The organism is Rubrivivax rivuli (assembly GCF_004016505.1).
GTDB lineage: Bacteria > Pseudomonadota > Gammaproteobacteria > Burkholderiales > Burkholderiaceae_C > Rubrivivax > Rubrivivax rivuli.
This window is the reverse complement of record NZ_SACR01000005.1, coordinates 445,865-471,738: the sequence shown is the minus strand read 5'-3', so window position 1 is coordinate 471,738 and position 25,874 is coordinate 445,865. Positions and strand designations below refer to the sequence as shown.

Sequence of the window (25,874 nt, the reverse complement as noted above, 5' to 3'; positions counted from 1 at the left end):
ATAGGGGGCCCCTTATACTGAAACCGCCCCCTCTGCAGCGCCCCGCGTCGAACACCGGAGCCACCCCCGACGATGAAATTCCAAGGCTCCCGCCAGTACGTCGCCACGCAAGACCTGATGCTGGCGGTGAACGCCGCCGCCACGCTCAAGCGCCCGCTGCTCGTCAAGGGCGAACCCGGCACCGGCAAGACCATGCTGGCCGAGGAAGTGGCCAGCGCCCTGGGCCTGCCGCTGCTGCAGTGGCACATCAAGAGCACCACCAAGGCGCAGCAGGGCCTGTACGAATACGACGCTGTGAGCCGCCTGCGCGACAGCCAGCTGGGTGACGAGAAGGTCAAGGACATCCACAACTACATCGTCAAGGGTGTGCTGTGGCAGGCCTTCACGGCCGAGCAGCCGGTGGCGCTGCTGATCGACGAGATCGACAAGGCCGACATCGAGTTCCCGAACGACCTGCTGCGCGAGATCGACCGCATGGAGTTCTACGTCTACGAGACGCGTGAACTCGTCAAGGCCAAGCACCGGCCGCTGGTCTTCATCACCAGCAACAACGAGAAGGAGCTGCCCGACGCCTTCCTGCGCCGCTGTTTCTTCCACTACATCAAGTTCCCCGATGCCGACACCATGCGGCAGATCGTGGACGTGCACTTCCCGCAGCTCAAGAAGGAACTGCTGGCCGCCGCGCTGAAGACCTTCTACGACGTGCGCAACCTGCCGGGCATCAAGAAGAAGCCCTCCACCAGCGAACTGCTCGACTGGCTGAAACTGCTGGTGGCCGAAGACATCCCGCTCGAAGCCCTGCAGAGCCAGGACGACAAGGTGGCCGTGCCGCCGCTGGTGGGCGCCTTGCTGAAGAACGAGCAGGACGTCACGCTGTTCGAAAAGCTCGTCTTCATGCAGCGCCACAACCGCTAGAGATGGTGCCCCCAAGCTCGCTCACGCTCGCTACCCCCCGAGGGGGCCGTCCGCCAGCGGCCCGGCAGAGCCGGTTCCGCGGCGGGAAACTTGGTCTTGGCCTCTGATCGTGCAGCGATGGCCTGAGCCTGTTGAACTGGCTGGCCCGCACGTGCGGCTGCTGCCGCTGCACGAAAGCCACCAAGACGGCCTGTGCGAGGCGGCGCGCGATGGCGAGTTGTGGAAGCTCTGGTACACCGCCGTGCCCTCGCCCGAGGGCATGGCCGCAGAGATCCAGCGCCGGCTGGCGCTGCAAGCCTCAGGCAGCATGCTGCCCTTCACGGTGCTCGATGCCGAAGGCCGCATCGCCGGCATGACGACCTACATGCACCTCGACGCCGTGCACCGCCGGGTGGAAATCGGCAGCACCTGGTACGCGCGCTCGGCGCAGCGCACGCCGCTGAACACCAACGCCAAGCGCCTGCTGCTGGGCCATGCCTTCGAGCAGCTGCAGTGCATCGCAGTGGAGTTCCGCACCCACCGGCTGAACACGCAGAGCCGCCGCGCCATCGAACGCCTGGGCGCGCAGCTCGATGGCGTGCTGCGCGCGCACCAGCGCCTGGCCGATGGCAGCCTGCGCGACACCGCCGTTTACAGCATCACCGCCGCCGAATGGCCGGCGGTGCGCAACCATCTCGACTGGCAACTGAACAAGCCGCGCAGCGCCTGAGGCGCACGGCACACACCAAGGAGGCAAGCCCGTGGCACGCAAACAGAACATCAGCGTCGAAGCACTGTGGCAGATCGAACGGCTGGGCGCGCCCAGCCTCGCCCCCGACGGCGCGCAGGCCGTGGCCTCGCTCACACGCTACTCGATGGAAGAGAACAAGGGCAGCAGCTCGCTGTGGCTGCTGTCCACGCTGGGCGGCGAGCCGCGGCGCCTGACGAGCGCCGGCGACAAGGACGGCACGCCGCGCTGGAGCCCGCGCGGTGATCTCATCGCCTTCACCGCCAAGCGTGAACAGGAAGGCAGCAAAGACGCCGAGGCCCAGCTCTACGTCATCGCGCCCGATGGCGGCGAAGCGCGCCGCGCGGCCGAGGTGGCCACCGGTGTGGAAGGCTTCCGCTGGAGCCCGGACGGCAAGCGCCTGGTCTTCATCAGCTGGGTGTGGCCCGAATTGAAGGGCCCCAAGGCGCAGGCCGCGAAGCTCAAGGAGTTCAAGGACCGCAAGGAAAGCGGCTACGTCACCAGCGAGGCGCAGTACCGCTACTGGGACCGCAACCTGCCCATGGGCCGCGTGGCCCACCTGCACCTGCTGACGCTGGGCAAGGACGGTGCGCCCGGCAAGGTGCAAGACCTCTTCGAAGGCACGCCCTACGAGCTGAGCCGCGCCGACCCCAGCGCCGAGCACTTCGACATCTCGCCCGACGGCAAGCGCCTGGTCTTCGCCTTCGACCCCGCGGCTGAGAAACGCCCCGACGGCCGCTGCGCGCTGGCCGAGATGGACCTCAAGAGCGGCCAGATCAAGGTCATCGTGCAGGACGCCGAGTTCGACCTCGGCACGCCGCGCTACAGCCCCGACGGCAACCGCATCGCCTTCACGGCCAGCCACCAGGCCATCAAGCACACCATGCCTTCGCAGCTGGCGGTGTGGGAACGGCACGAGAACAGCTGGGACGTGGTCAGCCACGAGTGGGACCACGACGTGCACGCCCCGCTGCTGTGGGAAGAAGACGGCCAGGCCGTGCTTTTCCTGGCCGAGCAGAAGGGCCGCACGCACCTGTGGCGCTTTGACTTGCCAGACCGCCGCGCCGAGATCGTGTTCGAGGGCGGCTGGCTGAACGGCTACGACAAGGCCGCCGGCACGCTGGTGACCGTGGCCGACTGCGCACTGCACCCGGCGCGCGCCCTGGCCCACCTGCCGGGCCAGCCGGCGCGGCGCATCGAGCGTTTCAACGACGCGCTGATGGACACGCTGCAGTTCGGCAAGGTGGAAGAGGTCTGGATCGAAGGCGCCAAGTCCGATGCGGCGTCCCCGAACGGCGACCCGGTGCAGATGTGGGTGGTCTACCCGCCGGGCTTCGACGCGAAGAAGAAGTACCCGGTGATGCACAGCATCCACGGCGGCCCGCACACCGGCCCGGGCGACAACTGGCACTACCGCTGGAACCTGCAGGTCTTCGCGGCGCAGGGCTATGTGGTGGCCAGCGTGAACTACCACGGCAGCAGCGGCTTCGGCTACGCCTTCCTCGACAGCATCACGCACCGCTGGGGCGAACTGGAACTGCAGGACGTGGAAGCCGGCACCGACTGGCTCCTGAAGCACAAGTGGGCCGACCCGAAACGCGTCTTCGCCACGGGCGGCAGCTATGGCGGCTACATGGTGGCCTGGATGAACGCGCACGTGGAAGCCGGGCGCTACCAGGCCTATGTGTGCCATGCCGGCTGCTACGACTGGGTGGGCATGTTCGCCGACGACGCCTACACCTGGCATGCCAAGGAACTGGGCAGCTGGTACTGGGACGACATGGCCCGCGTGCACAGCCAGAGCCCGCACGCCTACGCCGGCACCATGAGCACACCCACGCTGGTGGTGCATGGCGCGCTCGACTACCGCGTGCCCGATGCGCAAGGCCTGGCTTACTACAACACGCTGAAGGCGCGCGGCGTGGATGCGCGGCTGCTGTGGTACCCCGACGAGAACCACTGGATCCTCAAGCCTCGCAACAGCCGGCTGTGGTTCAGCGAGTTCTTCGCTTGGCTGCAGCGGCACGACCCGGCCGTGAAGAAGGGTGCAGGCAAGGCCCAGTCCCAAACCCAGGGCAAGGCAGGCTCACCCCGCCGCGGGTCGGGCGGCTGAGCCAAGGCGACAATACGGGGCAACCCTCGCTCCTGTCCCCCAAGCCGCCGTCGGGCCGCCCATGCTGATCGACTTCTTCTACACGCTGCGCGCCGCCAAGCTGAAGGTCAGCGTCAAGGAGTACCTGACGCTGCTGGAAGCCCTGCAGGCCGGCGTGATCGACGACGAAGGCGGCCCCACGGTCGACAAGTTCTACTACCTCGCCCGCACCGCGCTGGTGAAGGACGAGGCGCAGTACGACAAGTTCGACCGCGCCTTCGCCGCCTACTTCAAGGGCGTGGAACTGCTCACCGACTTCACGCAGGACGTGCCGCTGGACTGGCTGCGCAAGACGCTGGAGCTGGAGCTCACGCCCGAGCAGAAGGCCGCCATCGAGAAGATGGGCTGGGACGAACTGATGGAGACGCTGAAGAAGCGTTTCGAAGAGCAGAAAGAGCGCCACGAGGGCGGCAACCGCATGATCGGCACCGGCGGCACCAGCCCCTTCGGCGCCTACGGCTACAACCCGCAGGGCATCCGCATCGGGCAGGACAAGGGCCGCAACAAGAGCGCCGTGAAGGTGTGGGACCAGCGCGCCTACAAAGACTACGACGACACCAAGGAACTCGGCACGCGCAACATCAAGGTCGCGCTGCGCCGGCTGCGGCGCTTCGCGCGCGAGGGCGCGGCCGACGAACTCGACCTGGACGACACCATCCACAGCACCGCGGCCAACGCCGGCATGCTGGACATCAAGATGGTCCCCGAGCGCCACAACAAGGTGAAGGTGCTGCTGCTGATGGACGTGGGCGGCACGATGGACGAGCACATCCACCGCGTCGAGGAACTCTTTTCGGCGGCGAAGACCGAATTCAAGCACCTCGAGTTCTATTACTTCCACAACTGCGTCTACGACTTCATGTGGAAGAACAACCGGCGCCGCTTCAGCGAGAAGCACGCCACTTTCGACCTCATCCGCAAGTACAACCAGGACTACAAGCTGATCTTCGTGGGCGACGCCACCATGAGCCCCTACGAGATCCTGCAGCCCGGCGGCAGCGTCGAATACAACAACGAAGAACCCGGCGCCGTGTGGCTGCAGCGGCTGACGAACGCCTTCCCGAAGTTCGCGTGGATCAACCCCGAACCGCAGGGCGTGTGGCAGTACCGGCAGAGCATCTCCATCGTCCAGCAGCTGATGAACCAGCGCATGTTCCCGCTGAGCCTGGCGGGGCTGGAAGGTGCGATGCGCCTGCTGAGCCGATGACCTGGCGCCGCGCCGCCACCGCGCTGGCCCTGGCCGCGTTGGGCGGGCTGGGTGCGGGCTGCGCCAGCCTGGGCGCCGGTCGCGGCGGTGAGGCCGCCACGCCGCCGGCCGCGGCGGCCTCGGGTGCGGCAGAAGGATTCCTGCTCGTCACCCCGCAAGAGTACGAACAGCAGTCGCCGACCCTGGGCGTGGTGATCGAGATCGACGCCCCCAGCGCGCTGAAGGCGCTGCTGGAGAAGCACCTCGACTTGGTGCGCCTGGGCCGCATCAACCGCGACGAGGTGGAAGACAGCGAGTGGGCGCGCCTGATCGACGCCTCGCCCGCGCAGGTGCGCGAGCTGCTGCAGACCGAGGGCTACTTCGCGCCGCAGGTCAGCATCGAACGCAGCGCCGGCCGCGCGCAGGGGCAGCCCGACCGCGTGCGCCTGAAGGTCGAGCCCGGCGAACGCGCGCGCATCGGCCGCGTCACGCTGGAAGCCGAGGGCGCACTGGAACGCGGCCATGCCGCCGGCGAGGCCTACGCGCGCGAGACCCTGGCCGCCTGGCTGGCGGCCTGGCCGCTGGCCCAGGGCAGCGAGTTCCGCAACGCGGCGTGGAGCGATGCCAAGGCCAGCGCGCTGGCGCGCCTGCGCGCCGCCGGCTACGCCACCGCCACCTGGGTGGGCACGGGCGCGCAGGTCGACCCCGAGACCAACACCGTGCGCCTGTTCCTGGTGGCCGACAGCGGGCCGCTCTTCAGGCTGGGCTCGGTGGAGATCGAAGGCCTGGTGCGGCACGACAGCGAAACGCTGCTGAACCTCTCGGGGGTGCCGCGCGGCACCCCGGTGTCCGAAGCCTTCCTGCTCGACTACCAGGAGCGCATCCAGAAGGCCGGCCTCTTCGAGAACGTCAGCGTCACGCTCGACCCCGACGCCACGCAGGCCGAGCGCGCCCGCGTGCTGGTGCGCCTGCGCGAAGCGCCGCTGCAGGTCTACACCACCGGCCTGGGTGTCAGTGCCAACACCGGCCCGCGCGCTTCGGTGGAACACACCTGGCGGCGCGTGTTCGGCTTCGCCGCATCGTCGCGCAACAAGGTCGAGTGGGGCCAGAAGCGCCAGTTCTGGGAAGGCGAGATCAGCACCCACCCGGCCGAGAAGCAGTACCGCAACCTCATCGGCGGCACGGTGGAGAACCTCGAGTCCGACTCCGACACCGTGCTCTCGCAGCGCCTGCGCCTGGGCCGCACGCAAGACACGCAGCGCATCGAGCGCCTGTACTTCGTCGAAGGGGAACGCTCGCGCCGCACCACCAACCTGGGCGTGCGCAGCAGCGCGCTGGCGCTTTCGCTGAACTACCACGGCGTCTGGCGCGACCTCGACAGCGTGGTGCTGCCCACGCAGGGCTTCACCTTTGCCGGCCAGGGCGGCGTGGGGCGCTCGCGCGGCACCAATGCGGAAGACGGCAACTTCGGCCGCGCCTACCTGCGCTTGACGGGCTATCTGCCGCTGGGGCGGGCCTGGTACGGGCAGGCCCGCGTCGAGGCCGGGCAGGTCTTCCTGGGTGACAACGCCGTGGTGCCCGATTCGCTGAAGTTCCGCGCCGGTGGCGACGACTCCGTGCGCGGCTACAGCTTCCGCAGCCTGGGGCCGCAGGTCAACGGCGCCGTGGGCAGCGGCAATGTGATGTACACGGCCAGCGTGGAGCTGGCGCGGCCCTTCCTGGCCAGCATGCCGGCGCTGTGGGGCGCGGTCTTCGTCGATGCCGGCAATGCTGCCGACAGCTTCAGTGCGCTCAAGCCCGCATTGGGGCTGGGCGTGGGTGTGCGTTGGCGCAGTCCGGTGGGGCCCTTGCGCATCGACTGGGCCTATGGCCGCGAGGTGCGCCAGGCGCGCCTGCACTTCAGCGTGGGCATCGCGTTCTGATGGCCGCCGACGAAGCCCCGCGCAGCCCTGCTGCGGCCCTGACTGGGGCAGAGCCGCACGCACCGGCCCGGCCGGTGCGCACGGGCCTCTCGCTGTGCGTGCCGGTCTTCGCGGTAGCGCTCCTGCTGCTGCTGCTGGTGGGGGCCGTGGCCGGCGGCCTGCGCTGGATGCTGGCCACCGAAACCGGCACCACCTGGCTGCTGCAGCAACTGGGCGGCACCGTGCAGGCGCAGGGCTGGCGCGGCGCGCTGCTGGGCAGTGGCTGGCAGGCCGAGCGGCTGCGGGTGCAGTGGGACGGTGGCCGTCAATCGGTGCTGATCGAAGACCTGAAGGCCGAGGGGCTGCAGTGGCAATGGCGGCCACAGCCGCAGGCCTGGGTGGGCCTGCGCGTGGGTTCGTTGGCTGCGCGCAGCGTGACGCTGGACACCGGCCCCAAGAAAGCTGACAGCCCACCGCCGAAGCTGCCCGCCGCACTGCAGCAGCCCCTGCGCCTGCAGGTGGACCGGCTCGCGCTGCAACGTTTCGTGCTCGGCCCCACCACCCCAGCAGCGGCGGCCGCCAACGCCGAGATGCCGCCGCTGCTGCAAGACCTGCTGGCCAGCGGCCTGCACTTCCGCCCCGAACCGGGCGCGCTGCATGCCATCGAGCAGCTTCAGTTGCAAAGCCACGGCGTGGCACTGCAGGGCAGCGCCAGCCTGGCCAACGCGCAGCCTTACACGCTGAAGGCGCGCGCCACCGCCCGGCCGGTGTTCGGTGAAGACAGCCCGGCCTGGGCCGCCGTGGCGCAGGCCGAGGGCCCGCTGGAGACCCTGGCCATGCGCGCCACGCTGCGCGGCCGTGCGCCGCCGCGCGGCGAGGCTCCGGCCCTGGACCTGCAGGCGCAGCTGAAGCCGCTGCAGGCCTGGCTGCTGGCCGGGCTGGACCTGCGCACCGAAGCCCTGGACCTCGCCGCCATCACCCCGCAGGCCCCGGCCACGCGCCTGAGCGGCAGCGCCACGCTGCAGGGCGGCGCCGCAGGCCAGCCGCTGCTGGCGCGCGTGAACCTCGACAACGGCCTGCCCGGCCGCTGGAATGAAGGCCGCCTGCCACTGCGGCGTGTGCAGTTGGAAGCCGCCGGTTCGTTGCAGCAGCCCGGGCGCGTGGCACTGCCCCGCTTCGAGCTGCTGCTGGCCGACGCCACGGCCAGCGCCGGCCGGTACAGCGGCAGTGCCGTGTGGCAAGGCACCACGCTGACGCTTGAATCGCAGCTGCAGGACCTGGCGCCGCAGCGCATCGACAGCCGCGCCGCGGCCATGACACTCACCGGCCCGCTGGCGCTGACGCTGCGCGGGCTGCCCTCGCCCGATCCGCGCGCAGCACCCCCAGCCGCGGGCGACAAGACTGCCGGCCCCGGCATCACCTGGAAGCTCGACCTGCAGGGCCGGCTGGAGGCCTCGCCGCTGCCGGTGCAAGTGCAGCTGGAAGGCAGTGCCGACGACCAGCGCCTGGTGCTGCGGCGCGCCACAGCGCAAGCCGGCCGCGCCGAAGCCTCGCTCACCGCCACGCTGCAGCGCCTGCCGGCGGGCGACTGGCAGCTCGCCACCAGCGGCAGCGTCACCGACTTCGACCCCGTGCCCTGGTGGCCCGGCGAGGCCGGCAGCGCCTGGCGGCAAGGGCCGCACCGCCTCTCGGGCGGCTGGCAGTTCGACGTGCGCCTGCCGCGCAAGGCGGAGACGCTCAAGCCACTGGTGCTGGCGCAGCGCCTGGCCGGCAACGGCGCGCTGCGCGTGCGTGAATCGATGATTGCCGGCGTGGCGATGTCGGCCGACGTGAGCCTGGGCTACACCCAGGCTGCGGCGCCCGTGCCCGCGGTTTTGCGTGCCGAGCTGCAGCTGGGCGGCAACGCCCTGCGCCTGGAAGCCCGCGGCGACCCGCTGGGCGAAGGCGCCAGCGACCGCTGGAGCGCCGAGATCGATGCCGCGTCGCTGGGCACGCTGGGGCCCCTGGCGCGCCTGGTGCCGGCGCTGGCCGCCTGGGCGCCCACGGGCGGCAGCATCGCGGCCAAGGCCTCGGCCGACGGGCGCTGGCCGGCCATGCGCACCGAGGGGCAGGCGAGCCTGCAGCGCCTGCAGCTGGGCGCACTTTCGGTGGCCCGGGGCGCGGCCACCTGGCAGCTGGCCTCGGAGGGCTCTCAGGCCTTGTCGCTGCAGGCCGAGCTGGCCGACATCCGACGCGGCACGCAGCGCGCCGACCTGCTGCGCGCCAAGCTCAGCGGCACGCTGGCCGACCACAAGTTGCAGGTGCTGGGCGCCGTGCCGCTGATGCCGCCGCGCTGGGCCGAGCAGATGCTGGCCCTGCCCCAGCGCCAGGGCACCCAGGCGCAGCTTCAAGGCAGCGGCCAGTGGGCACCGGCGGCCGAAGGCGGCGGCACCTGGCGCGGCCGGCTCGACCGCTTGACGCTGGGCGCCTGGGACGGCCAGGCGAACGAAGCCGCACCGGCCGCGCCCGCGGCGGCGTGGCTCGACACCAGCAACCTGCGCGCCGAACTCGGCTTTGCACCGGGCGGCAGCCTGGTGGCGGTGAAGCTGAGCCCGGGCCGCGTGCGCCTGGGCGACAGCGTGGCGCTGCGCTGGGACGAGGTGCGTGCCGACCTGCGCGGCGACCTGCCGCAAGTGCAGCTCAGCGCCGACATCGAGCCCTTCACGCTGGCACCCTTGCTGGCGCGGTTGCAACCGGCGATGGGGTGGCAGGGCGACCTCAAGCTCGGCGCCCGCGTGAACATCCGTGCCGCCGAGAAGATGGACGCCGACCTCGTGTTCGAGCGCAGCGAGGGCGATCTGCACCTGGCCGGCAGCGAAGGCACGCAACTGCTCGGGCTCACCGACTTCCGCGTCTCGCTCACCGCGCACGAGGGGCAGTGGCAGCTGGTGCCGGTGTTCAAGGGCCGCAGCCTGGGCGAACTCTCGGGCCGCGTCACGGCGCAGACCACGCCCCAGGCGCGCTGGCCGGGGCCGCAGGCCCAGTTGGGCGGCGAGTTGCGTGCGCGCGTGGCCGATGTCGGCATCTGGGGCGCGTGGGTGCCGCCGGGTTGGCGCCTGGCCGGTCAGATCGAGACCACCGCGAAGCTGGGCGGCACCGTGGGCCAGCCCAGCTATGACGGCGAACTCACGGCCCAGGGCCTGGCGGTGCGCAACCTGCTGGCGGGCGTGAACGTCAGCGAAGGCCAGGTGCGCGTGAAGCTGGCGGGCGACGCTGCCACCATCGAGCGCTTCACACTCAAGGCGGGTGACGGCACCGCCACGATCACGGGCGGCGCCACGCTGGGCAGCAGCTTCAAGGTGCTGCGCGCGGGGCTGAAGCTCAAGGCCGAGCGCCTGCGCGTGCTGGGCCGGGTGGACCGCCAGCTCATCGCCAGTGGCGAGGCCGCGGCCACCATGGAAGGCGAGCGCCTCCAGCTCGACGGCAAGTTCCGCATCGACGAGGGCCTGTTCGACCTGAGCCGCAGCGACGCGCCCTCGCTCGACGAGGACGTCACCGTCCGCCGCGCCGACGCGCCCGAAGAGACGCGCACCGCCACAGAAGAAACCAAGGTGCGCCGCAACTTCGCGCTGGGCGTCGATGTCGACCTGGGCGAGAAGCTGCGGGTGCGCGGCCGCGGCCTGGACGCCGGCCTGCGCGGCCAGCTGCGCCTGACCACGCCGGGCGGGCGCCTGGCCGTCAACGGCACCATCACCACCGAAGGCGGCACCTACGCCGCCTACGGCCAGAAACTCGACATCGAGCGCGGCATCCTGGCCTTCAGTGGCGGCTACGACAACCCACGCCTGGACGTGCTGGCCTTGCGCCCGAACATCGACCAGCGCGTGGGCGTGGCCATCACCGGCAACGTGCTCACGCCCCGCGTTCGCCTCTACGCAGAGCCGGAGCTGAGCGATTCGGAGAAGCTCTCGTGGCTGGTGCTGGGCCGTGCGCCCGACGGCCTGGCCCGCAACGACACCGCGCTGCTGCAGCGCGCGGCGGTGGCGCTGCTGTCGGGCGAGGGCGAGGCGCCCACCGATGCGCTGATGCGCAGCCTGGGCATCGACGAGGTGAGCCTGCGCCAGAGCGACGGCGACGTGCGCGAGACCGTCATCACCGTGGGCAAGCAGCTCAGCCGGCGCTGGTACCTCGGCTACGAACGCGGCGTGAACGCCACCACCGGCACCTGGCAGCTGATCTACCGCATCGCGCAGCGCTTCACCCTGCGCGCGCAGAGCGGCGAAGAGAGCGCGCTGGACATCATCTGGACCTGGCGCATGCAGGAAACGCCGGCCGATGCCGGCATGAGAAAATCGACGGTCACCCCGCCGTAGTTCAATGGATAGAACGGGCGCCTCCTAAGCGCCAGATACAGGTTCGATTCCTGTCGGAGGGACCATTCGCCGAGGGCCCCCAAGGTCCCTGCGGACCTTGGGGCGGCGAATGGAGGTTCGCGCTTGCAAGCGCGAACCCAGCCGTGGGCCCTAGACGCCTTGCGGCCTGCAAGCGCGAAGCGGATGCAGGCCAGCACGGAGCTGCAAGCGCGGGCCCCGCCGTGGCCTCTAGCCCTCTGCCGGCGCCCGCAACGCCCGGCTCAGCATCACCACCGGAATCAGCCCCACCGCCACGATGGCCAGCGAGGGCAGCGCGGCTTCGGCCAAGCGCTCGTCACGCGCGAAGTTGTAGGCCACCACGGCCAGCGTATCGCTGCCAAAGGGGCGCAACACCAGCGTGGCCGGCAGCTCCTTCATCACGTCGACGAACACCAGAAGTGCTGCCGCCAGCGCCGAGCGCTGCAGCAGCGGCAGGTGCAGGCGCGTAAAGAGGCGCAGCGGCCCGCTGCCGAGCATGCGCGCGGTCTCGTCGATCGCTGCCGGCACCCGCGCGTAGCCGGCTTCCACCGACTGCAGCGCCACCGCCGAGAAACGCACGAGATAGGCGTAGAGCAGGCCGAAGGCCGTGCCGGTGACCAGCGCCGCCACGCCCGCCTCGGGCCAGCGCGCCTGCACCCAGCCGGCAGGGATGAGGATGCCCACGGCGATGACGGCGCCGGGCACCGCGTAGCCCAGCGAGAGCACACGCGCCGCCGGCTGCAGCACGGCCGCGCCCACGCCGCCGCGCTGGCGCAGCGCAAAACCCAGCGCCAGCGCCAGCAGCGTGGCGGCCAGCGCCGCCGTGCCGGCCAGGCGAAAGCTGGCCCAGGCCCACTCGGCAAAACGCGCCAGCGGCAGGCCGAAGTCGCTGTAGTGCGCTTCTTGCCAGAGCATGCGGCCCAGCCACAGCACCGGCAGCACGAAGCCCAGCAGCACCGGCAGGCCGCACACCGCCCAGGCCGCCACCGCACCGCCGCCGCGCAGCACCGTGGGCCGCGCCTCGGCGCTGGTGATGCCGGCACGGCTGGTGGCAAAACGCAGCTGGCGCTGCGCCGCGCGTTCAGCCAGCAGCAATCCGCCCACCACCAGCAGCAGCACGGCTGCGAGCTGCGCCGCCGCGATGCGGTCGTTCATCACCAGCCAGGCCTTGTAGATGCCGGTGCTGAAGGTGGACAGGCCGAAGTAGGCCCCCACGCCGTAGTCGGCCAGCGTCTCCATCAGCGCCAGCGCCACGCCGGCGGCCAGCGCCGGGCGTGCCATCGGCAGTGCCACCTGCAGCACGCGGCGGCGCATCGGCGCGCCCAGCAGCCGCGCGGCCTCCATCAAGCGCACGGCGCGTTCGCCCAGGGCCGCGCGCACCAGCAGGTAGACGTAGGGGTAGAGGCACAGCACGAAGAGCAGCACCGCGCCCCAGAAGCTGCGCACGTCGGGCCACAGCGCGCCGCGCCAGCCGAAGGCCTCGCGCAGCACCGTCTGCAGCGGGCCGCTGAACTGCAGCGCGTCGGTCCAGGCGTAGGCCAGCACGTAGGCCGGCATGGCCAGCGGCAGCAGCAGCGCCCATTCGAAGACACGCCGGCCGCGGAACTCGAACAGCGTCACCAGCGCCGCCGTCGCCGAGCCCAGCGCCATCACCCCCACGCCCACGCACAGCGCCAGGCCCGCGGACTGCAGCGCGTACTCGGGCAGCACGGTCTGCCACTGGTGCGCCAGCACCGCCAGCGCGGCTTCGTCCAGCGTCGCCCAGGCGCCCAGCACGCCCAGCACAGGCAGCGCGAGCAACAGGCACAGCGGTGTCAACAGGAGGTTCAGGGCACCGCGCATGGGGCGATTGGAATGCGAACAATGCTCATTCAGGGGCCGCGATTATCATCCGGCCATGTTCCTGAGCCTGGAATCGGTGGGGGTGCGCTACACGCGCGCCAGCGGTGGCCGCGCCGCGGTGGACGGCATCACGCTGGGCCTGGCCGCGGGCCAGGTGGGGGTGCTGATCGGCCCTTCGGGCTGCGGCAAGACCTCGCTGCTGCGCGCCGTGGCCGGGCTGGAGCGCTGCGCCGCCGGGCGGGTGCTGATCGATGGCGACGTGCTGTCAGACGCCGCCAGCGGCGTGCACCTGGCGCCCGAGCAGCGCCGCATCGGCATGGTCTTCCAAGACTATGCGCTGTTCCCGCACCTGAGCGTGGCCGACAACATCGCCTTCGGCATCGGCGCCCTGCCACGCGCCGAGCGCCAGGCGCGCGTGCAGCAGATGCTCGACCTGGTGGGCCTGGGCCACGCCGCCAAGCGCGCGCCGCACCAGCTCTCGGGCGGGCAGCAGCAGCGCGTGGCGCTGGCCCGTGCGCTGGCGCCCCAGCCGCGCCTGCTGCTGCTGGACGAGCCCTTCAGCAGCCTGGACGTCGACCTGCGCGAGCGCCTGGCGCAGGAGGTGCGCAGCATCCTCAAGGAAAGCGGCACCACGGCGCTGCTGGTCACGCACGACCAGCTGGAAGCCTTCGCCGTGGGCGACGTCATCGGCGTGATGAACCAGGGTCACCTGGAACAGTGGGACGACGCCTACACGCTCTACCACCGCCCGGCCAGCCGCTTCGTGGCCGGCTTCATCGGGCACGGCGTGTTCGCCCCCGCACAGATCGTGGCCTGCGCCGCCGGCCCCTGCGTGCAGACGCCGCTGGGCGAGCTGCACGACATGGAGAACTGCCCGCTGCCCGAGGCCTTCCCGCTGGGCGAATGCGACGTGTTGCTGCGCGCCGACGACATCGTCCACGACGACGCCAGCACCGTGCGGGCGCGCATCGAGCGCAAGGCTTTCCGCGGCAGCGAGTTTCTTTACACGCTGCGCCTGGAGAGCGGCGAGCAGGTGCTGGCCCACGTGCCCTCGCACCACGACCACCACGTGGGCGAGTGGATCGGCATCCGCGCCGAGGTGGACCACGTGGTCACCTTCCCGCGCGTGGCCGCGGTGCGCTGAGCCCGCGGCGGGCCGAAGCAGCGCGCACAGCTGCACACACCCGGGCCCACGCGGGGTGCAACTTTCCCGGGGGTGGCATGCTCAGAACAGGGGCCGGTCCTATACTGGGTTGGTGACCGCACGCCTCGCGTGCGCTCCATGAAAGGTGCGTTCCATGGGTTCGAAGATGAAGCTGGTAGGCATCCTGGCCGTTGGCGCGGTGGCAGGGGCTCTCACCACCATGCAGTTGCAGGCCGTGGCCCGCAACGCGCTGGCGCCGCTGCCGCTGGAAGAGGTGCAGCAGCTCGCCGCCGTCTTCGACCGCGTCAAGGCCGAGTACGTCGAGCCGGTGGACGAGAAGAAGCTCATCTCCGACGCCATCGCCGGCATGGTGGCCGGCCTCGACCCGCACAGCCAGTACTTCGACAAGAAAAGCTTCAAGGATTTCCGCGAGAACACCGGCGGCAAGTTCGTCGGCATCGGCATCGAGATGGCGATGGAAGAAGGCCTCGTGAAGGTGGTCTCGCCCATCGAAGGCAGCCCGGCCTTCCGCGTCGGTCTGAAGCCCGGTGACCTGATCACCCGCATCGACGACAGCCCGGTCAAGGGCCTCACGGTCGACCAGGCCGTGAAGAAGATGCGCGGCGAGCCCAACACCAAGGTCGTGCTCACGGTCTTCCGCAAGGCCGAGAGCCGCAGCTTCCCGGTCACCATCATCCGCGAAGAGATCCGCATGCAGAGCGTGCGCGCGAAGATGGTCGAGCCCGGCTACGGATGGATCCGCGTGAGCCAGTTCCAGGAGCGCACGGTGGAGGACTTCGTGCGCAAGGCCGAAGAGCTCTACAAGCAAGACCCCAAGCTCAAGGGTCTGGTGCTCGACCTGCGCAACGACCCGGGCGGCCTGCTCGACGGCGCGGTGGCGCTCTCGGCCGCCTTCCTGCCGGATGACGTGGTGGTCGTCACCACCAACGGCCAGCTGCCTGAAAGCCGCGCCACCTTCCGCGCCAGCCCCGAGTACTACGTCCGCCGCGGCGCCGCCGACCCGCTGCGCAAGCTGCCGGCAGCCATGAAGAGCGTGCCGCTGGTGGTGCTGGTGAACGAAGGCTCGGCCTCGGCCAGCGAAATCGTGGCCGGCGCGCTGCAAGACCACAAGCGCGCCACCATCATGGGCGCGCAGACCTTCGGCAAGGGTTCGGTGCAGACCATCCGCCCGCTGCCGTCGGACACGGCGCTGAAGATCACCACCGCGCGCTACTACACGCCGGCCGGCAAGAGCATCCAGGCCAAGGGCATCGTGCCCGACATCTGGCTCGACGAAACCGCCGAGGGCAATGTCTACGCCGCGTTGCGCATGCGCGAAGCCGATCTCGAACGCCACCTGACGGGCGCCGACGAGAAGAAGGACGCCGAACGCGAGAAGGCCCGCGAAGAAGCCCGCAAGAAGCTCGAGGAACAGCAGGCCAAGACGAAGGAGCCGCCCAAGCCGCTGCCCGAGTTCGGCACGCCGGAAGACTTCCCGCTGCAGCAGGCGCTGAACCAGTTGCGCGGCCTGCCGGTGCTGGCCAGCAAGACGGCCCCGGCCGAGCAGCGCGCCGAAGCGCCGGCCGAGAAGAAGTAAGCCGACGCGCACCGCGAGAAGCCCGCCGCCGGCGGGCTTCTTCATTTCCACCGCCGCCCCGTTTCCCGACGCCGCCATGGACGACGCCCAACTGCTGCGCTACGCACGCCACATCCTGCTCGACGGCCTGGGCATCGAAGGCCAGCAGCGCCTGCTGGACGCCCATGCCCTCGTCATCGGCGCGGGCGGCCTGGGTTGCCCGGCGGTGCTGTACCTGGCGGCCTCGGGCGTGGGCCGCATCACCGTGGTCGACCACGACACGGTGGAACTCAGCAACCTGCAGCGTCAGATCGGCCACGGTACCGCACGCCTGGGCCAGCCCAAGGCCGATTCGCTGCGCCACAGCGCGCGGGCGCTGAACCCCGGCGTGCAGATCCACGCGATCACGCAGCGCGCGGATGCCGCGCTGCTGGCCGAACGGGTGCCGCTGGCCGACGTGGTGCTCGATTGCAGCGACAACTTCCGCACCCGCCAGGCCGTGAACGCGGCCTGCGTGGCCGCGGGCCGGCCACTGGTTTCGGGTGCCGCCGTGGGCTGGGACGCGCAGGTCAGCGTCTACGACACCCGCCCGCGCGCCGACGGCACGCCGGCCGGGCCCTGCTACGCCTGCCTCTTCCCGCCCGAGGCGGCGCACGAAGACGTGGCCTGCAACACCATGGGCGTGCTGGCGCCGCTGGTGGGCCTGATCGGCAGCCTGCAGGCCGCCGAGGCGATCAAGCTGCTGGCGCACGGCGGCGAGCCCTTGGCTGGCAGGCTGCTGATGCTGGACGCGCGCCGCATGGCCTTCGACAGCATCACGCTGCAGCGCCAGGCGCACTGCCGCGTGTGCGGCCAGCCCGGGCACGGCCACGGCCCTGTCTGAAACCGCGCGACGGCGTCGGTTGCAGGACAGCAGCCGCCACGGCAGTGCCGCGCAGGCAGGCTAAGCTCGGCAGATGACCGACAAGCACGCCCCCCACGCCGCGTTCAGCGGCCGCAACTTTCCCAGCGCCGAAGAAGAAGCCAGCACGCTGGCCCGCATCGAACGCTACGCCGGGCCCGAGAGCGCCTACCGCCTGGCCTTCACCGACACCGACTTCCTGCTGCGCGAAGAGCTGCGCCCGGTGCGCATGCAGCTGGAACTGCTCAAGCCCGAACTGGTGCAGCAGGAACAGGGCATCACCGCCACCATCGTCATCTTCGGCAGCGCCCGCATCAAGCCGCCCGAGGTGGCGCAGCAGCTGCTCGAACAGGCTCAGGCTGGCGACGACCGCCAGGCGCTCAAGCGCGCCGAAACCGCGCTGGGCATGAGCCACTTCTACGAAGAGGCCCGGCGCTTCGCCGCGATCGTCACCGAGCGCTCCAAGGCGCTGGAGACACCGATCTACGTCGTCACTGGCGGCGGCCCCGGCATCATGGAAGCCGGCAACCGCGGCGCCCATGACGTGGGCGGCAAGAGCATCGGCCTGAACATCGTGCTGCCGCACGAGCAGGCGCCCAACGCCTACATCACGCCGGAGCTGTGTTTCCAGTTCCACTACTTCGCGCTGCGCAAGATGCACTTCCTGATGCGCAGCATCGCGCTGGTGTGCTTCCCGGGCGGCTTCGGCACGCTGGACGAGCTCTTCGAGACCGTCACGCTGGTGCAGACCGGCAAGAGCCGCCGCCGGCCCATCCTGCTGTTCGGGCGCGCGTTCTGGGAAAAGCTGCTGAACCTCGAGCACCTGGTCGACACCGGGATGATCAGCCCGGGCGACATCGGCCTCTTCAACTTCGTCGAGACCGCCGAAGAGGCCTGGGCCGTGCTGGCCGAGCACTACGGCTTCGACCTGCCCGAGACTGAAACCGGCCGCTTCGCCGAAGACATCTGAAGGAACCGCGATGAACCGAAAAGTCAGCCTCATCGGCGCCCCCACCGACATCGGCGCCGGCGCGCGCGGCGCGAGCATGGGCCCCGAGGCGCTGCGCGTGGCCAACATCCAAAGCATGCTGGAAGCGCACGGCCTGGAAGTGGCCGACCGTGGCAACCTCAGCGGCCCGGCCAACCCCTGGCTGCCGCCGGTGGACGGCTACCGCCATCTCAAGGAAGTGGTGGCCTGGAACCGCGCCGTGCACGAAGCCATGTACGCCGAGCTGGCCTTGGGCCGCCTGCCCATCCTGCTGGGCGGCGACCACTGCCTGGGCCTGGGCAGCATCAGCGCCGTGGCGCGCCATTGCCGCGAAGCGGGCAAGAAGCTGCGCGTGCTCTGGCTCGACGCCCACGCCGACTTCAACACCAGCGTGCTCACCCCCAGCGGCAACATCCACGGCATGCCGGTGGCCTGCCTGTGCGGGCACGGGCCGCAGGAGCTCATCGAGATCGGCGGCACGGTGCCCGCCATCAGCCCGAAGGTGGTGCGCCAGATCGGCATCCGCAGCGTCGACCCCGGCGAGAAGCGCTTCGTGCACGAGATGGGCCTGGAGGTCTTCGACATGCGCTACATCGACGAGATGGGCATGCGCCACACCATGGAACTGGCGCTGGCCACGCTGGACGAGAAGACCCACCTGCACGTGAGCTTCGACGTCGACTTCCTCGACCCCGACATCGCGCCCGGCGTGGGCACCACGGTGCCCGGCGGCCCCACCTACCGCGAGGCGCAGCTGTGCATGGAGATGATCGCCGACACCGGCCGCCTGGCCAGCCTGGACGTGATGGAGCTGAACCCGGCGCTGGACATCCGCAACAAGACGGCCGAGCTGGCGGTAGACCTCATCGAGAGCCTGTTCGGCAAGAGCACGCTGATGCGGGCATGAGGGCGCTGCGGTTCTGGTTCGGCGCCGCTGCGCTGCTGTGGCCCGTGCTGGCGGGGGCGCAGGCGCCGGCCCTGGAAGTGCTGTCGCCCCGGCCGGGCGAGCCTGCCAGCACCACGCGCGAGTTCGTCAACGTGCTCGGCCGCACCACGCCGGGCAGCACGGTGCGCGTGGGCGGCGAAACGGTCACGGTCTTCAGCACCGGCGTCTTCGCGCGCGACCGCGTGCCGCTGCAGCCGGGCGCGAACACCATCGAGATCGAAGCCCGCGCGCCGGGCAGCAGCCAGTGGCAGCGCCTGCCGCTGCAGGTGGAGCGCAGCGCGCCGCCCACGCCCGTGGCCTGGCCCACGGCCGCGCTGTGGCTGGACGGCAGCAGCCTGCGCCCGGCCGAGCCCGTGGTGCTGGCCCCCGGCGAGGGCGTGGAAGTGGCCGTGCGCGCCACGCCCGGTGCGCGTGTGGAGGCGCGGCTGCCCGGCCAGAAGGCCTGGCAACCCTTGACCGAACGCGGCAACGGCCGCTACCGCGCACTGCTGGCCTTCGAAGCCGGTGGCGACATCACCGCGGGGCCCGTGCAATTGCGCGTGATGGCGGCCGGCACGGCGCCAACATCGGCGCCCGCGCCCGCCGGCAAAGGCAAGGCCCGCGCAAAGCCGAACCGCGCGCTGACGACCGAGGCCCCCGGCACCGTAGGTCAGTGGCGTGACGACCCCGAACGCCTCTACACCGTGGGTGCCGAAGGCGCCGAGCTGCTGCACGGCCTGCACGAGGTGCGCCTGGGCGGGCCCTTCCTGGCCGAACTGCCGGCCGGCACGCTGCTGGCGGCCACCGGCCGGCGCGGCGACTTCCTGCGTGTGCAGCTGGCGCCTGACACCAGCGCCTGGGTGCAGGAGAAGAACCTGCAGCCCGCCGACGCCGCCACGCCGGCGCCGCAGGCCGTGTTCACCAGCGTCTCGCTCAGCGGCGAAGGCGAACACGACCTGCTCAGCGTGCCGCTGGCCGCGCGCGTGCCTTACCGCGTGCACGCCAGCGCGGGGCCCGACGGCCGCGAGTTCCTGGACATCGAGATCTACAACGCGCAGCTCGCCACCACCTGGGTGAGCCACCGCGCCAGCGCGAAGCTGGTGCGCCAGGTGCTGGTGGAGCAGGCCGGCCCGGGCCGCGTGCGCCTGCGCCTGCTGCCGCAGGCGACCAGGCTCTGGGGCTGGCGCGCCGAGCGCACGCCCACAGGGCTGCGCGTGCTGGTGCGCGCGGCGCCACGCATCGAAGCCAGTGCCGCCTCGCCGCTGGCCGGGCTGCGCGTGGCGGTGGAGGCCGGCCACGGCAGCAGCGCCAACCTGGGCGCGGTGGGCGCCACCGGCGTGCCCGAGAAAGACATCAACCGCTGGACGGCCGACGCGCTGCAGGCCGAGCTGCAGGCCGCCGGCGCGCAGGTGGTCGTCATCCGCGAAGGCGACGAGAACCCACCGCTGCGCGAACGCGCGCGCCGCGTGGCCGAATCGCAGGCGCACCTCTTCGTCAGCGTGCACGCCAATTCGACCGACACCGGCGCGGGCTTCCTGCGTGTTTCAGGCACCTCGCACTTCTACAAACACGCGCCGCACCACGCGCTGGCCGCAGCCGTGCACCAGCGCGTGCTGGCGGCCACCGGTCTGCCCGACTTCGGGCTGGTGGGCAATTTCAACTACACGCCGGTGCGCCTGAGCACCTGGGCCCCGGCCGTGCTGGTGGAGCAGGCCTTCGTGTCGCACCCGGGCGACGAGGCGCAGTTGCTCGACCCCGCCTTCCGCGCGCGTCTGGCGCAGGCGGTGCGCGCGGGGTTGGAAGACTTCCTGAGAACGCGCTAAGCCGTCACTGGACCGGCGGCAGTCCCGCAAGGACTTGCGGGGGCCGCATAAGATGCGGCGATGCAACATCCCGGCCCCTGGGCCTCGCCTTGGCCTCGCGTGGCCGCTTTCGTCGCGGCGCTGCTGCTGCCGCCCTTCGGCCCGGCCTTGGCCGCCAGCACCACCGCCCCGGCCGCGGCGCCGGCCCCGTTGGCCGCCAGCGCACCGAACGCCTCGGCCCCCACCGGCGCCGGCCAGCGCATCTACGAACGCATCCGCCCGCAGTTGCTGCAGGTGCGCACGTTGCTCAAGACGCAGGACAGCCAGTCGTCCGTGGGCTCGGGTTTCCTCGTCGACGAGGCCGGCCACCTCGTCACCAATTACCACGTGGTCAGCCAGTACGCGCTGCAGCCGGCGCGCCACCGGCTGGTGTATGCCACGGTCGATGGCCAGCAAGGTGCGCTCCAGCTGCTGGCCTTCGATGTGGTGAACGACCTCGCGCTGCTCAAGCCGGTGGACCCCGCGCCGCTGGCCGGCCGCGGCAGCGTGGCGCTGCGCCCGGCCAGCGAGCCGCTGCCGCGCGGTGCGCGCATCTACTCGATGGGCAACCCGCTGGATGTGGGCTTTGCCGTCGCCGAGGGCAGCTACAACGGCCCGGTGGAGCGCAGCTTCCTCGAAACGCTCTTCTTCGGCGGCAGCCTCAGCGGCGGCATGAGCGGCGGCCCCGCGCTCGACGAGCAGGGCCGCCTGGTGGGCGTGAACGTGGCCGCGCGCCGCGATGGCGAGCAGGTGAGCTTTCTCGTGCCGTCCGCCCCGGTGCGGGTGCTGATCGAGCGCGGCCGGGGCGCCACGCCCATCACCACGCCGGCCTGGGCCGCGGTCACGAAGCAGCTGCTCGCCCACGAGGCGCGCCTGACGGAACGATTCATCGGCCAGCCCTGGCGCAACGCCGGGCATCCGCGCTACACCATCCCGGTGCCGCAGGAGACCTTCCTGCGCTGCTGGGGCCGCGGCTCGCCGCAGGCCGTGCGCGGGCTGCAGTTCGAGCGCAGCGACTGCGAGATGGACAACCGCATCTTCGTCAACGGCGCGCTGCTCACCGGCTTTCTCACGGTGCGGCACGAGGCCTACGACGGCAGCAAGCTCGGCGCGCTGCGTTTCGCCGAGCGCTACAGCAGCAGCTTCCGCAACGAGTTCATGGGCCGCGACGACCGGCAGCGCACCGCGCCGCGCTGCGTTGAACGCCAGGTGCGCAGCGGCCCCGCGGGCGCGCCAGGCACCGACCAGGCCGAGCCGCTGCCGCTGAAGGCCGTGATCTGCCTGCGCGCCTACAAGAAGCTCGAGGGCCTGCACGACCTCTCGGTGCTGGTGGCCACGCTCGACGGCAGCGTGCAGGGCGTGCAGGGCCGGCTCGACGCCTACGGCGTCAGCGCCGCCAGCGCCCAGCGCCTGGCGCAACACTACCTGGACGGCTACGCATGGAACGCCCCGAAGAACGCGTCGCGCTGATCGAGTGGCTCGACCGCGACGGCCACGTGCAGCGCGGGGCCGACGTGCTGCGCTGGCCGCTGAGCCTGGGCCGTGCGCTCGACAACACCGTGGTGCTCGACGACCCGCACGTGGCCGCCCACCATGCCGTGCTCGATCTCGATGCCGAAGGCCGGCTGCAACTGCAGGCCCTGCCCTCCCTCAACGGCGTGCTGCTCGACGGGCAGGCCGTGGCCGGGTGCGCCGCGCTGCCGCCTGCCGAGGCCGTGCTGCAGCTCGGCGCCACGCGCCTGCGCCTGCGCATGCGCACGGCCGGTGAGGCCGCTGCTGCGCTGGCGCCCGAGCGTGCGCTGCAGCGCGCGCGCCCGGCCTCGGGGCGCCGCACGCTGGCCGCCGGCCTGGGTGTGCTGGCGCTGACGCTGGGCGAAACCTGGCTGGGCCTGGACCCCGGGGCCGACTACAGCGCCTGGCTGCCGCTAATGCTGGGCCTGCCGCTGGCGCTGGCGCTGTGGTGCGGGGTGTGGGCGCTGCTGTCCAAGCTGTTCCAGCACCGCTTCGATTTCACCGGCCACCTGCGCATCGCCCTGCCCTGGCTGCTGGCCGCCACGCTGGTGGACCAGCTCTGGCCCGTGCTCACCGCGGCGCTGGCCCTGCCTGCGCTGTGGATGGCCGGCTCGGCACTGCAGAGCCTGCTGCTCGTGCTGATGCTGCACGCGCACCTGCGGCACACGCTGCCCTTGCACCAGCGCGCGGTGACGGTGGCCGTGGCGGCGATGGCGATCACCGGCCTGGGCTTCACCACGGCGCTGACCTGGCGCGGGCACGACAGCCTGGTGGCCACGCCCTACATGAGCACGCTGCCGATGCCGGCGCTGCGCGTGGCCGGCACCGTGCCCAGCGCCACGCTGGTGGAAGACATGGTGCCGCTGGCCCGGCAACTGGCGCAGCGGGTGGCCGAAGCCCGCAAGGACGAGGAAGAAGCCGGTGGGTCCGCCGACGATGAGTGAGGCCGGGCCGGTGCTGCGGGTTCAGCCGGCAGCGCGGCGCGCACGCGCGGCGAGGTTCAGCATGCGGTCGAGCTCGGCCAGGGTCTGCGCCAGGTCGAGCGGCTTGGTCCAGTAGCCGACGAAGCCTGCGGCCAGCGCCCGCTGCCGCTCCTCGGCATGGGCCGAGGCCGACACCACCACCGCCGGCACCTGCTGCAGCCCGGGCAGGCCGCGCAAGGCGCGCAGCAAGGTGTAGCCGTCGCCATCGGGCAGGTGCAGGTCGAGCAGCACCAGATCGGGCGGTGTCTCGCGCGCGGCCACCAGGGCGCCGGCCATGTCGGGCACCACCTGCATCTGCAAGGCCGGGCGCAGCGCCACGATGGCCTGCATCAGCAGCGCGTTGACTTCGTTGTCTTCCACGTACAGCAGCCGGCCCGGCGGCGCCCCGGCCGCAGGCGGCTCCGCACAGCCCGGCCCGGGCGCATCGGCGGCCGGCACTGCAGCGGACCGCGCCGGTTCCAGCGGGGCCATGGGCAGCCACACGGCGAAGTCCGAACCGGCCCCGGTGGCGCTGCGCACCTGCAGATGCCCGCCCATCAGGCCCACCAGGCCGCGCGCAATCACCAGGCCCAGGCCCGAGCCCGGCGTGGCGGTGCGCTCGGCGCCCAGCCGGTTGAAGGGCTCGAAAAGGGCCGCCTGCTGCGCCGCGCTGAGGCCGATGCCGGTGTCGGCCACGGTGAACAGAACGCCCTTGTCTGCAGCGCTCAGCCGCAGCGCCACGCTGCCACCGGCCGGCGTGTACTTCACGGCGTTGGACAGCAGCGCGCCCAGCACCTGCAGCAGGCGCCGGGCGTCGGCCTGCACATGCCAGCCCGGGTCGGCGTCGGGCTGGGGGGCTGGCAGCTCGGGGCCGCTCAAGGTCAGGCCCGCCTTCGCGGCCGCAGGGCCGGCCATGGCCACGGCCTGCGCTGCCACCTCCAGCGCGGCCACGCGGGCCGGCGTCACCTTGAACTGGCCACTGTCGATGGCGTTGAGGTCCAGCACCTCGTCCACCAGTTCCAGCAGCGTGCGCCCGGCCGATTCGATGGTGTGCACGCGGCGGCGCTGCACCTCGCTCAGGCGGTCGGCTTCCTCGTGCGCAAGCAGCTGCGCAAACCCGAGGATGCCGTTGAGCGGGGTGCGCAGCTCGTGGCTCACGCGCGCCAGGAAGGCGCTGCGCGCCCGCGCCGCGCCTTCGGCCGCATGCTGCTGCGCCATGGCTTCCTCCAGCGCGACGCGCGCGGTGATGTCGCCCACGTGGCCATGCCAGAGGGTCTGCCCGTCGGCCAGCCCGCGCGGGCTGGCGTTGAGCTCGTGCCACACCGCGGCTGCAGCCGCCGGCGCCTGCACGCGGTAGCGCACCTGCCAGGGCACCATGCCGGCCACTGCCGCCTGCAGGGTGGACTGCACGCGGCCTTGATCGTCGGGGTGGACATGCCGGAAGACGTTCTCGGCGCTCAGCGCCGCCGCCTCCGCCGATTCACCGTACAGCCAGCGTATGGCTTCGCTGGCATACGGGAACCGCGCCTGCCGCACATCGGGCGGCACCCACAGCTGGAAGATCATGTAGGGCGATAGGTCGGCCGCCCGCCGCACGCGCAGCGTCTCCTCTTCCAGCTGCCTTCGCTGGCGCACGGGCACCAGCACGGCATCGCAGGCCACGCCGGCATCGCCCGGCCGGCGGCGCGCATACATGAGCACGTGCACCGGGGCGCCCTGGGCGTCCAGAAGCGCCAAGGTCACTTCGTCGGCATGTCCGTTCAGACGCAGCAGCGGCAGCACGCGGCTCTGGAAGATCACGCGCGAGGGCACGGTCAGCAGTGCATCGGCCGGCTGGCCTTGCAACGCTTCTTCGGGCCGGCCCAGCCACTCGCACAGCAGCGCGTTCACCGCTGCCACGCGCCCGCCCGTGTCCAGGCGCAGCACCGCGCAAGGCAGCTGCTCCAGGGTGGGCAGCGCAGGCAGCATGCGGATGGCCATCGGCATGGTGGGGCACGGCCTGCCGGGTCGTTGGCGCCAGCCCCGCTCAGCCACCCAGGTGGCGGCGCAGGGTCTCGATGGTCAGGGCGGGGTCGGTGAGGTGCGGGCAGTGGCCCACCGTGTCGGTCACGACCAGCGTGCTGTGCGGCAGGTGCGCATGCATGAACTGGCCAACCGCGGGTGGCGCGATGGCATCGGTGCCGGCCTGCAGGATGAGGCTGGGCACGGTGCACTGCGGCAGCACATGGCGGTGGTCGGCCAGGAAGACGGCCTGCGCGAAGCGCCGGGTGATGTAGGGGTCGCTGGCGCAGAAGCTGGCCCTGAGCTCGTCGGTCAGATCGGCCGGGCTCTCAGCGCCCATCACCGCCGGCGCGAGGAAACTGGCCCAACCCTGGGGACTGCTTTCCATCAGGTCGAAGAGGCCGTCGATGTCGGCGCGGCTGAAGCCCCCGGCGTAGCCGGGCGGGTCGTCCAGATACCGTGGCGAGGGGCAGATCAGCACCAGCTGTGCAAAGCGCTCCGGCTTCGCGATGGCCGCCAGCACGCCGATCATCGCGCTGACCGAATGGCCGACGAAGACGACATCGTGCAGGTCCAGCGAATCCAGCAGTGCGTTGACATCCTGGGCGTAACCTTCGATGCGCGCGTGCCGCACCTCGTCGTAGGCCGTGATGTCGGCCCGGCCGCAGCCGATGTGATCGAAGACGATGACGCGGTGGTCGGCCTCGAAGGCCGGTGCGACGAAGCGCCACATCTGCTGGTCGCAGCCGAAACCGTGCGAGAAGACCATGGGACGCCGACCCTGGCCGCGCTGGACCACGTGGTGCCGGTGGATGATGTCTGCCATCTCGACTGCTCCTCGTTGGACGCCCTGGCTCTCCTTCAGAGCCCAGGTCCGGCCGGCCTGCGGCCCGCGCGAGCCGGACAATACACGCAACCATATCGACACGAG

General features: G+C 71.3%; 17 protein-coding genes and 1 tRNA gene. 15 read left to right on the top strand and 3 right to left on the bottom strand.

What is annotated here, in order from left to right; translation table 11 throughout:
* Positions 1-72 precede the first annotated feature (72 nt).
* The 7 genes from EOE66_RS18050 (at position 73) to EOE66_RS18020 (ending at position 11,298) form a co-directional block, all read left to right on the top strand.
* Entirely contained in the window at positions 73-915 is an 843-nt protein-coding gene (locus EOE66_RS18050) for an AAA family ATPase (RefSeq protein WP_128230110.1), read from the top strand.
* A gap of 109 nt (positions 916-1,024) precedes the next feature.
* On the top strand, positions 1,025-1,624 hold the full coding sequence (locus EOE66_RS18045) for a GNAT family N-acetyltransferase (RefSeq protein WP_128230109.1): 600 nt from the start codon (positions 1,025-1,027) through the stop codon (positions 1,622-1,624).
* Positions 1,625-1,655: 31 nt separating this feature from the next.
* Positions 1,656-3,755, top strand: a complete 2,100-nt coding sequence (locus EOE66_RS18040; RefSeq protein WP_128230108.1) for a S9 family peptidase — start codon at positions 1,656-1,658, stop codon at positions 3,753-3,755.
* Between the two features lie 61 nt (positions 3,756-3,816).
* Entirely contained in the window at positions 3,817-5,001 is a 1,185-nt protein-coding gene (locus tag EOE66_RS18035; protein WP_128230107.1) for a vWA domain-containing protein, read from the top strand.
* Positions 4,998-6,902, top strand: a complete 1,905-nt coding sequence (locus tag EOE66_RS18030) for an autotransporter assembly complex protein TamA (RefSeq protein ID WP_128230106.1) — start codon at positions 4,998-5,000, stop codon at positions 6,900-6,902. The genes EOE66_RS18035 and EOE66_RS18030 overlap by 4 nt, the downstream gene beginning before the upstream one ends.
* On the top strand, positions 6,902-11,233 hold the full coding sequence (locus tag EOE66_RS18025) for a translocation/assembly module TamB domain-containing protein (RefSeq protein ID WP_128230105.1): 4,332 nt from the start codon (positions 6,902-6,904) through the stop codon (positions 11,231-11,233). The genes EOE66_RS18030 and EOE66_RS18025 overlap by 1 nt, the downstream gene beginning before the upstream one ends.
* Positions 11,224-11,298 (top strand) — tRNA-Arg (locus EOE66_RS18020). Before EOE66_RS18025 ends, EOE66_RS18020 begins: the two co-directional genes overlap by 10 nt.
* A gap of 163 nt (positions 11,299-11,461) precedes the next feature.
* Here the strand turns inward: EOE66_RS18020 and EOE66_RS18015 are convergent.
* Entirely contained in the window at positions 11,462-13,093 is a 1,632-nt protein-coding gene (locus EOE66_RS18015; protein ID WP_128230104.1) for an ABC transporter permease, read from the bottom strand.
* 55 nt (positions 13,094-13,148) lie between these two features.
* Here EOE66_RS18015 and EOE66_RS18010 point away from each other — a divergent pair, with 55 nt between their 5' ends.
* The 8 genes from EOE66_RS18010 to EOE66_RS17975 all read left to right on the top strand — a co-directional run bounded on the left by EOE66_RS18010 (position 13,149) and on the right by EOE66_RS17975 (position 22,924).
* Positions 13,149-14,237 (top strand): ABC transporter ATP-binding protein, encoded by a 1,089-nt coding sequence (locus EOE66_RS18010; protein WP_128230103.1) that lies wholly within the window; start codon positions 13,149-13,151, stop codon positions 14,235-14,237.
* 154 nt (positions 14,238-14,391) lie between these two features.
* Positions 14,392-15,834, top strand: coding sequence for a S41 family peptidase (locus tag EOE66_RS18005; protein ID WP_128230102.1), 1,443 nt, complete (start codon positions 14,392-14,394; stop codon positions 15,832-15,834).
* Between the two features lie 76 nt (positions 15,835-15,910).
* Complete coding sequence (locus EOE66_RS18000; RefSeq protein WP_128230101.1) at positions 15,911-16,696, top strand: HesA/MoeB/ThiF family protein; 786 nt, start codon at positions 15,911-15,913, stop codon at positions 16,694-16,696.
* 73 nt (positions 16,697-16,769) lie between these two features.
* Positions 16,770-17,684, top strand: coding sequence for an LOG family protein (locus EOE66_RS17995; protein WP_128230100.1), 915 nt, complete (start codon positions 16,770-16,772; stop codon positions 17,682-17,684).
* Positions 17,685-17,694: 10 nt separating this feature from the next.
* Positions 17,695-18,609, top strand: coding sequence for an arginase (rocF, locus tag EOE66_RS17990; protein ID WP_128230099.1), 915 nt, complete (start codon positions 17,695-17,697; stop codon positions 18,607-18,609).
* Complete coding sequence (locus EOE66_RS17985) at positions 18,606-20,450, top strand: N-acetylmuramoyl-L-alanine amidase (RefSeq protein ID WP_128230098.1); 1,845 nt, start codon at positions 18,606-18,608, stop codon at positions 20,448-20,450. Before rocF ends, EOE66_RS17985 begins: the two co-directional genes overlap by 4 nt.
* Before the next feature lie 60 nt (positions 20,451-20,510).
* Positions 20,511-21,938 (top strand): S1 family peptidase, encoded by a 1,428-nt coding sequence (locus EOE66_RS17980; protein ID WP_128230097.1) that lies wholly within the window; start codon positions 20,511-20,513, stop codon positions 21,936-21,938.
* The gene (locus EOE66_RS17975) at positions 21,908-22,924 is read left to right on the top strand and encodes an FHA domain-containing protein (protein WP_128230096.1); all 1,017 of its coding nucleotides are present in this window, start codon (positions 21,908-21,910) and stop codon (positions 22,922-22,924) included. Before EOE66_RS17980 ends, EOE66_RS17975 begins: the two co-directional genes overlap by 31 nt.
* Before the next feature lie 21 nt (positions 22,925-22,945).
* Here EOE66_RS17975 and EOE66_RS17970 read toward each other — a convergent pair whose 3' ends face one another.
* A complete protein-coding gene (locus tag EOE66_RS17970) occupies positions 22,946-24,928 on the bottom strand; it encodes a hybrid sensor histidine kinase/response regulator (protein WP_128230095.1) in 1,983 nt (660 codons plus the stop codon).
* Between the two features lie 40 nt (positions 24,929-24,968).
* Complete coding sequence (locus EOE66_RS17965) at positions 24,969-25,769, bottom strand: alpha/beta fold hydrolase (protein WP_128230094.1); 801 nt, start codon at positions 25,767-25,769, stop codon at positions 24,969-24,971.
* Positions 25,770-25,874 lie beyond the last annotated feature (105 nt).

Coding starts and splice junctions, on each gene's coding strand:
- EOE66_RS18035 (WP_128230107.1), top strand. CDS start 3,817: ATGCTGATCGACTTCTTCTACACGCTGCGCGCCGCCAAGCTGAAGGTC.
- EOE66_RS17965 (WP_128230094.1), bottom strand. CDS start 25,769: ATGGCAGACATCATCCACCGGCACCACGTGGTCCAGCGCGGCCAGGGT.
- EOE66_RS18005 (WP_128230102.1), top strand. CDS start 14,392: ATGGGTTCGAAGATGAAGCTGGTAGGCATCCTGGCCGTTGGCGCGGTG.
- EOE66_RS18010 (WP_128230103.1), top strand. CDS start 13,149: ATGTTCCTGAGCCTGGAATCGGTGGGGGTGCGCTACACGCGCGCCAGC.
- EOE66_RS17970 (WP_128230095.1), bottom strand. CDS start 24,928: ATGCCGATGGCCATCCGCATGCTGCCTGCGCTGCCCACCCTGGAGCAG.
- EOE66_RS18015 (WP_128230104.1), bottom strand. CDS start 13,093: ATGCGCGGTGCCCTGAACCTCCTGTTGACACCGCTGTGCCTGTTGCTC.
- EOE66_RS17975 (WP_128230096.1), top strand. CDS start 21,908: ATGGAACGCCCCGAAGAACGCGTCGCGCTGATCGAGTGGCTCGACCGC.
- EOE66_RS18050 (WP_128230110.1), top strand. CDS start 73: ATGAAATTCCAAGGCTCCCGCCAGTACGTCGCCACGCAAGACCTGATG.
- EOE66_RS18000 (WP_128230101.1), top strand. CDS start 15,911: ATGGACGACGCCCAACTGCTGCGCTACGCACGCCACATCCTGCTCGAC.
- EOE66_RS18030 (WP_128230106.1), top strand. CDS start 4,998: ATGACCTGGCGCCGCGCCGCCACCGCGCTGGCCCTGGCCGCGTTGGGC.
- EOE66_RS17985 (WP_128230098.1), top strand. CDS start 18,606: ATGAGGGCGCTGCGGTTCTGGTTCGGCGCCGCTGCGCTGCTGTGGCCC.
- EOE66_RS17995 (WP_128230100.1), top strand. CDS start 16,770: ATGACCGACAAGCACGCCCCCCACGCCGCGTTCAGCGGCCGCAACTTT.
- rocF (WP_128230099.1), top strand. CDS start 17,695: ATGAACCGAAAAGTCAGCCTCATCGGCGCCCCCACCGACATCGGCGCC.
- EOE66_RS17980 (WP_128230097.1), top strand. CDS start 20,511: ATGCAACATCCCGGCCCCTGGGCCTCGCCTTGGCCTCGCGTGGCCGCT.
- EOE66_RS18025 (WP_128230105.1), top strand. CDS start 6,902: ATGGCCGCCGACGAAGCCCCGCGCAGCCCTGCTGCGGCCCTGACTGGG.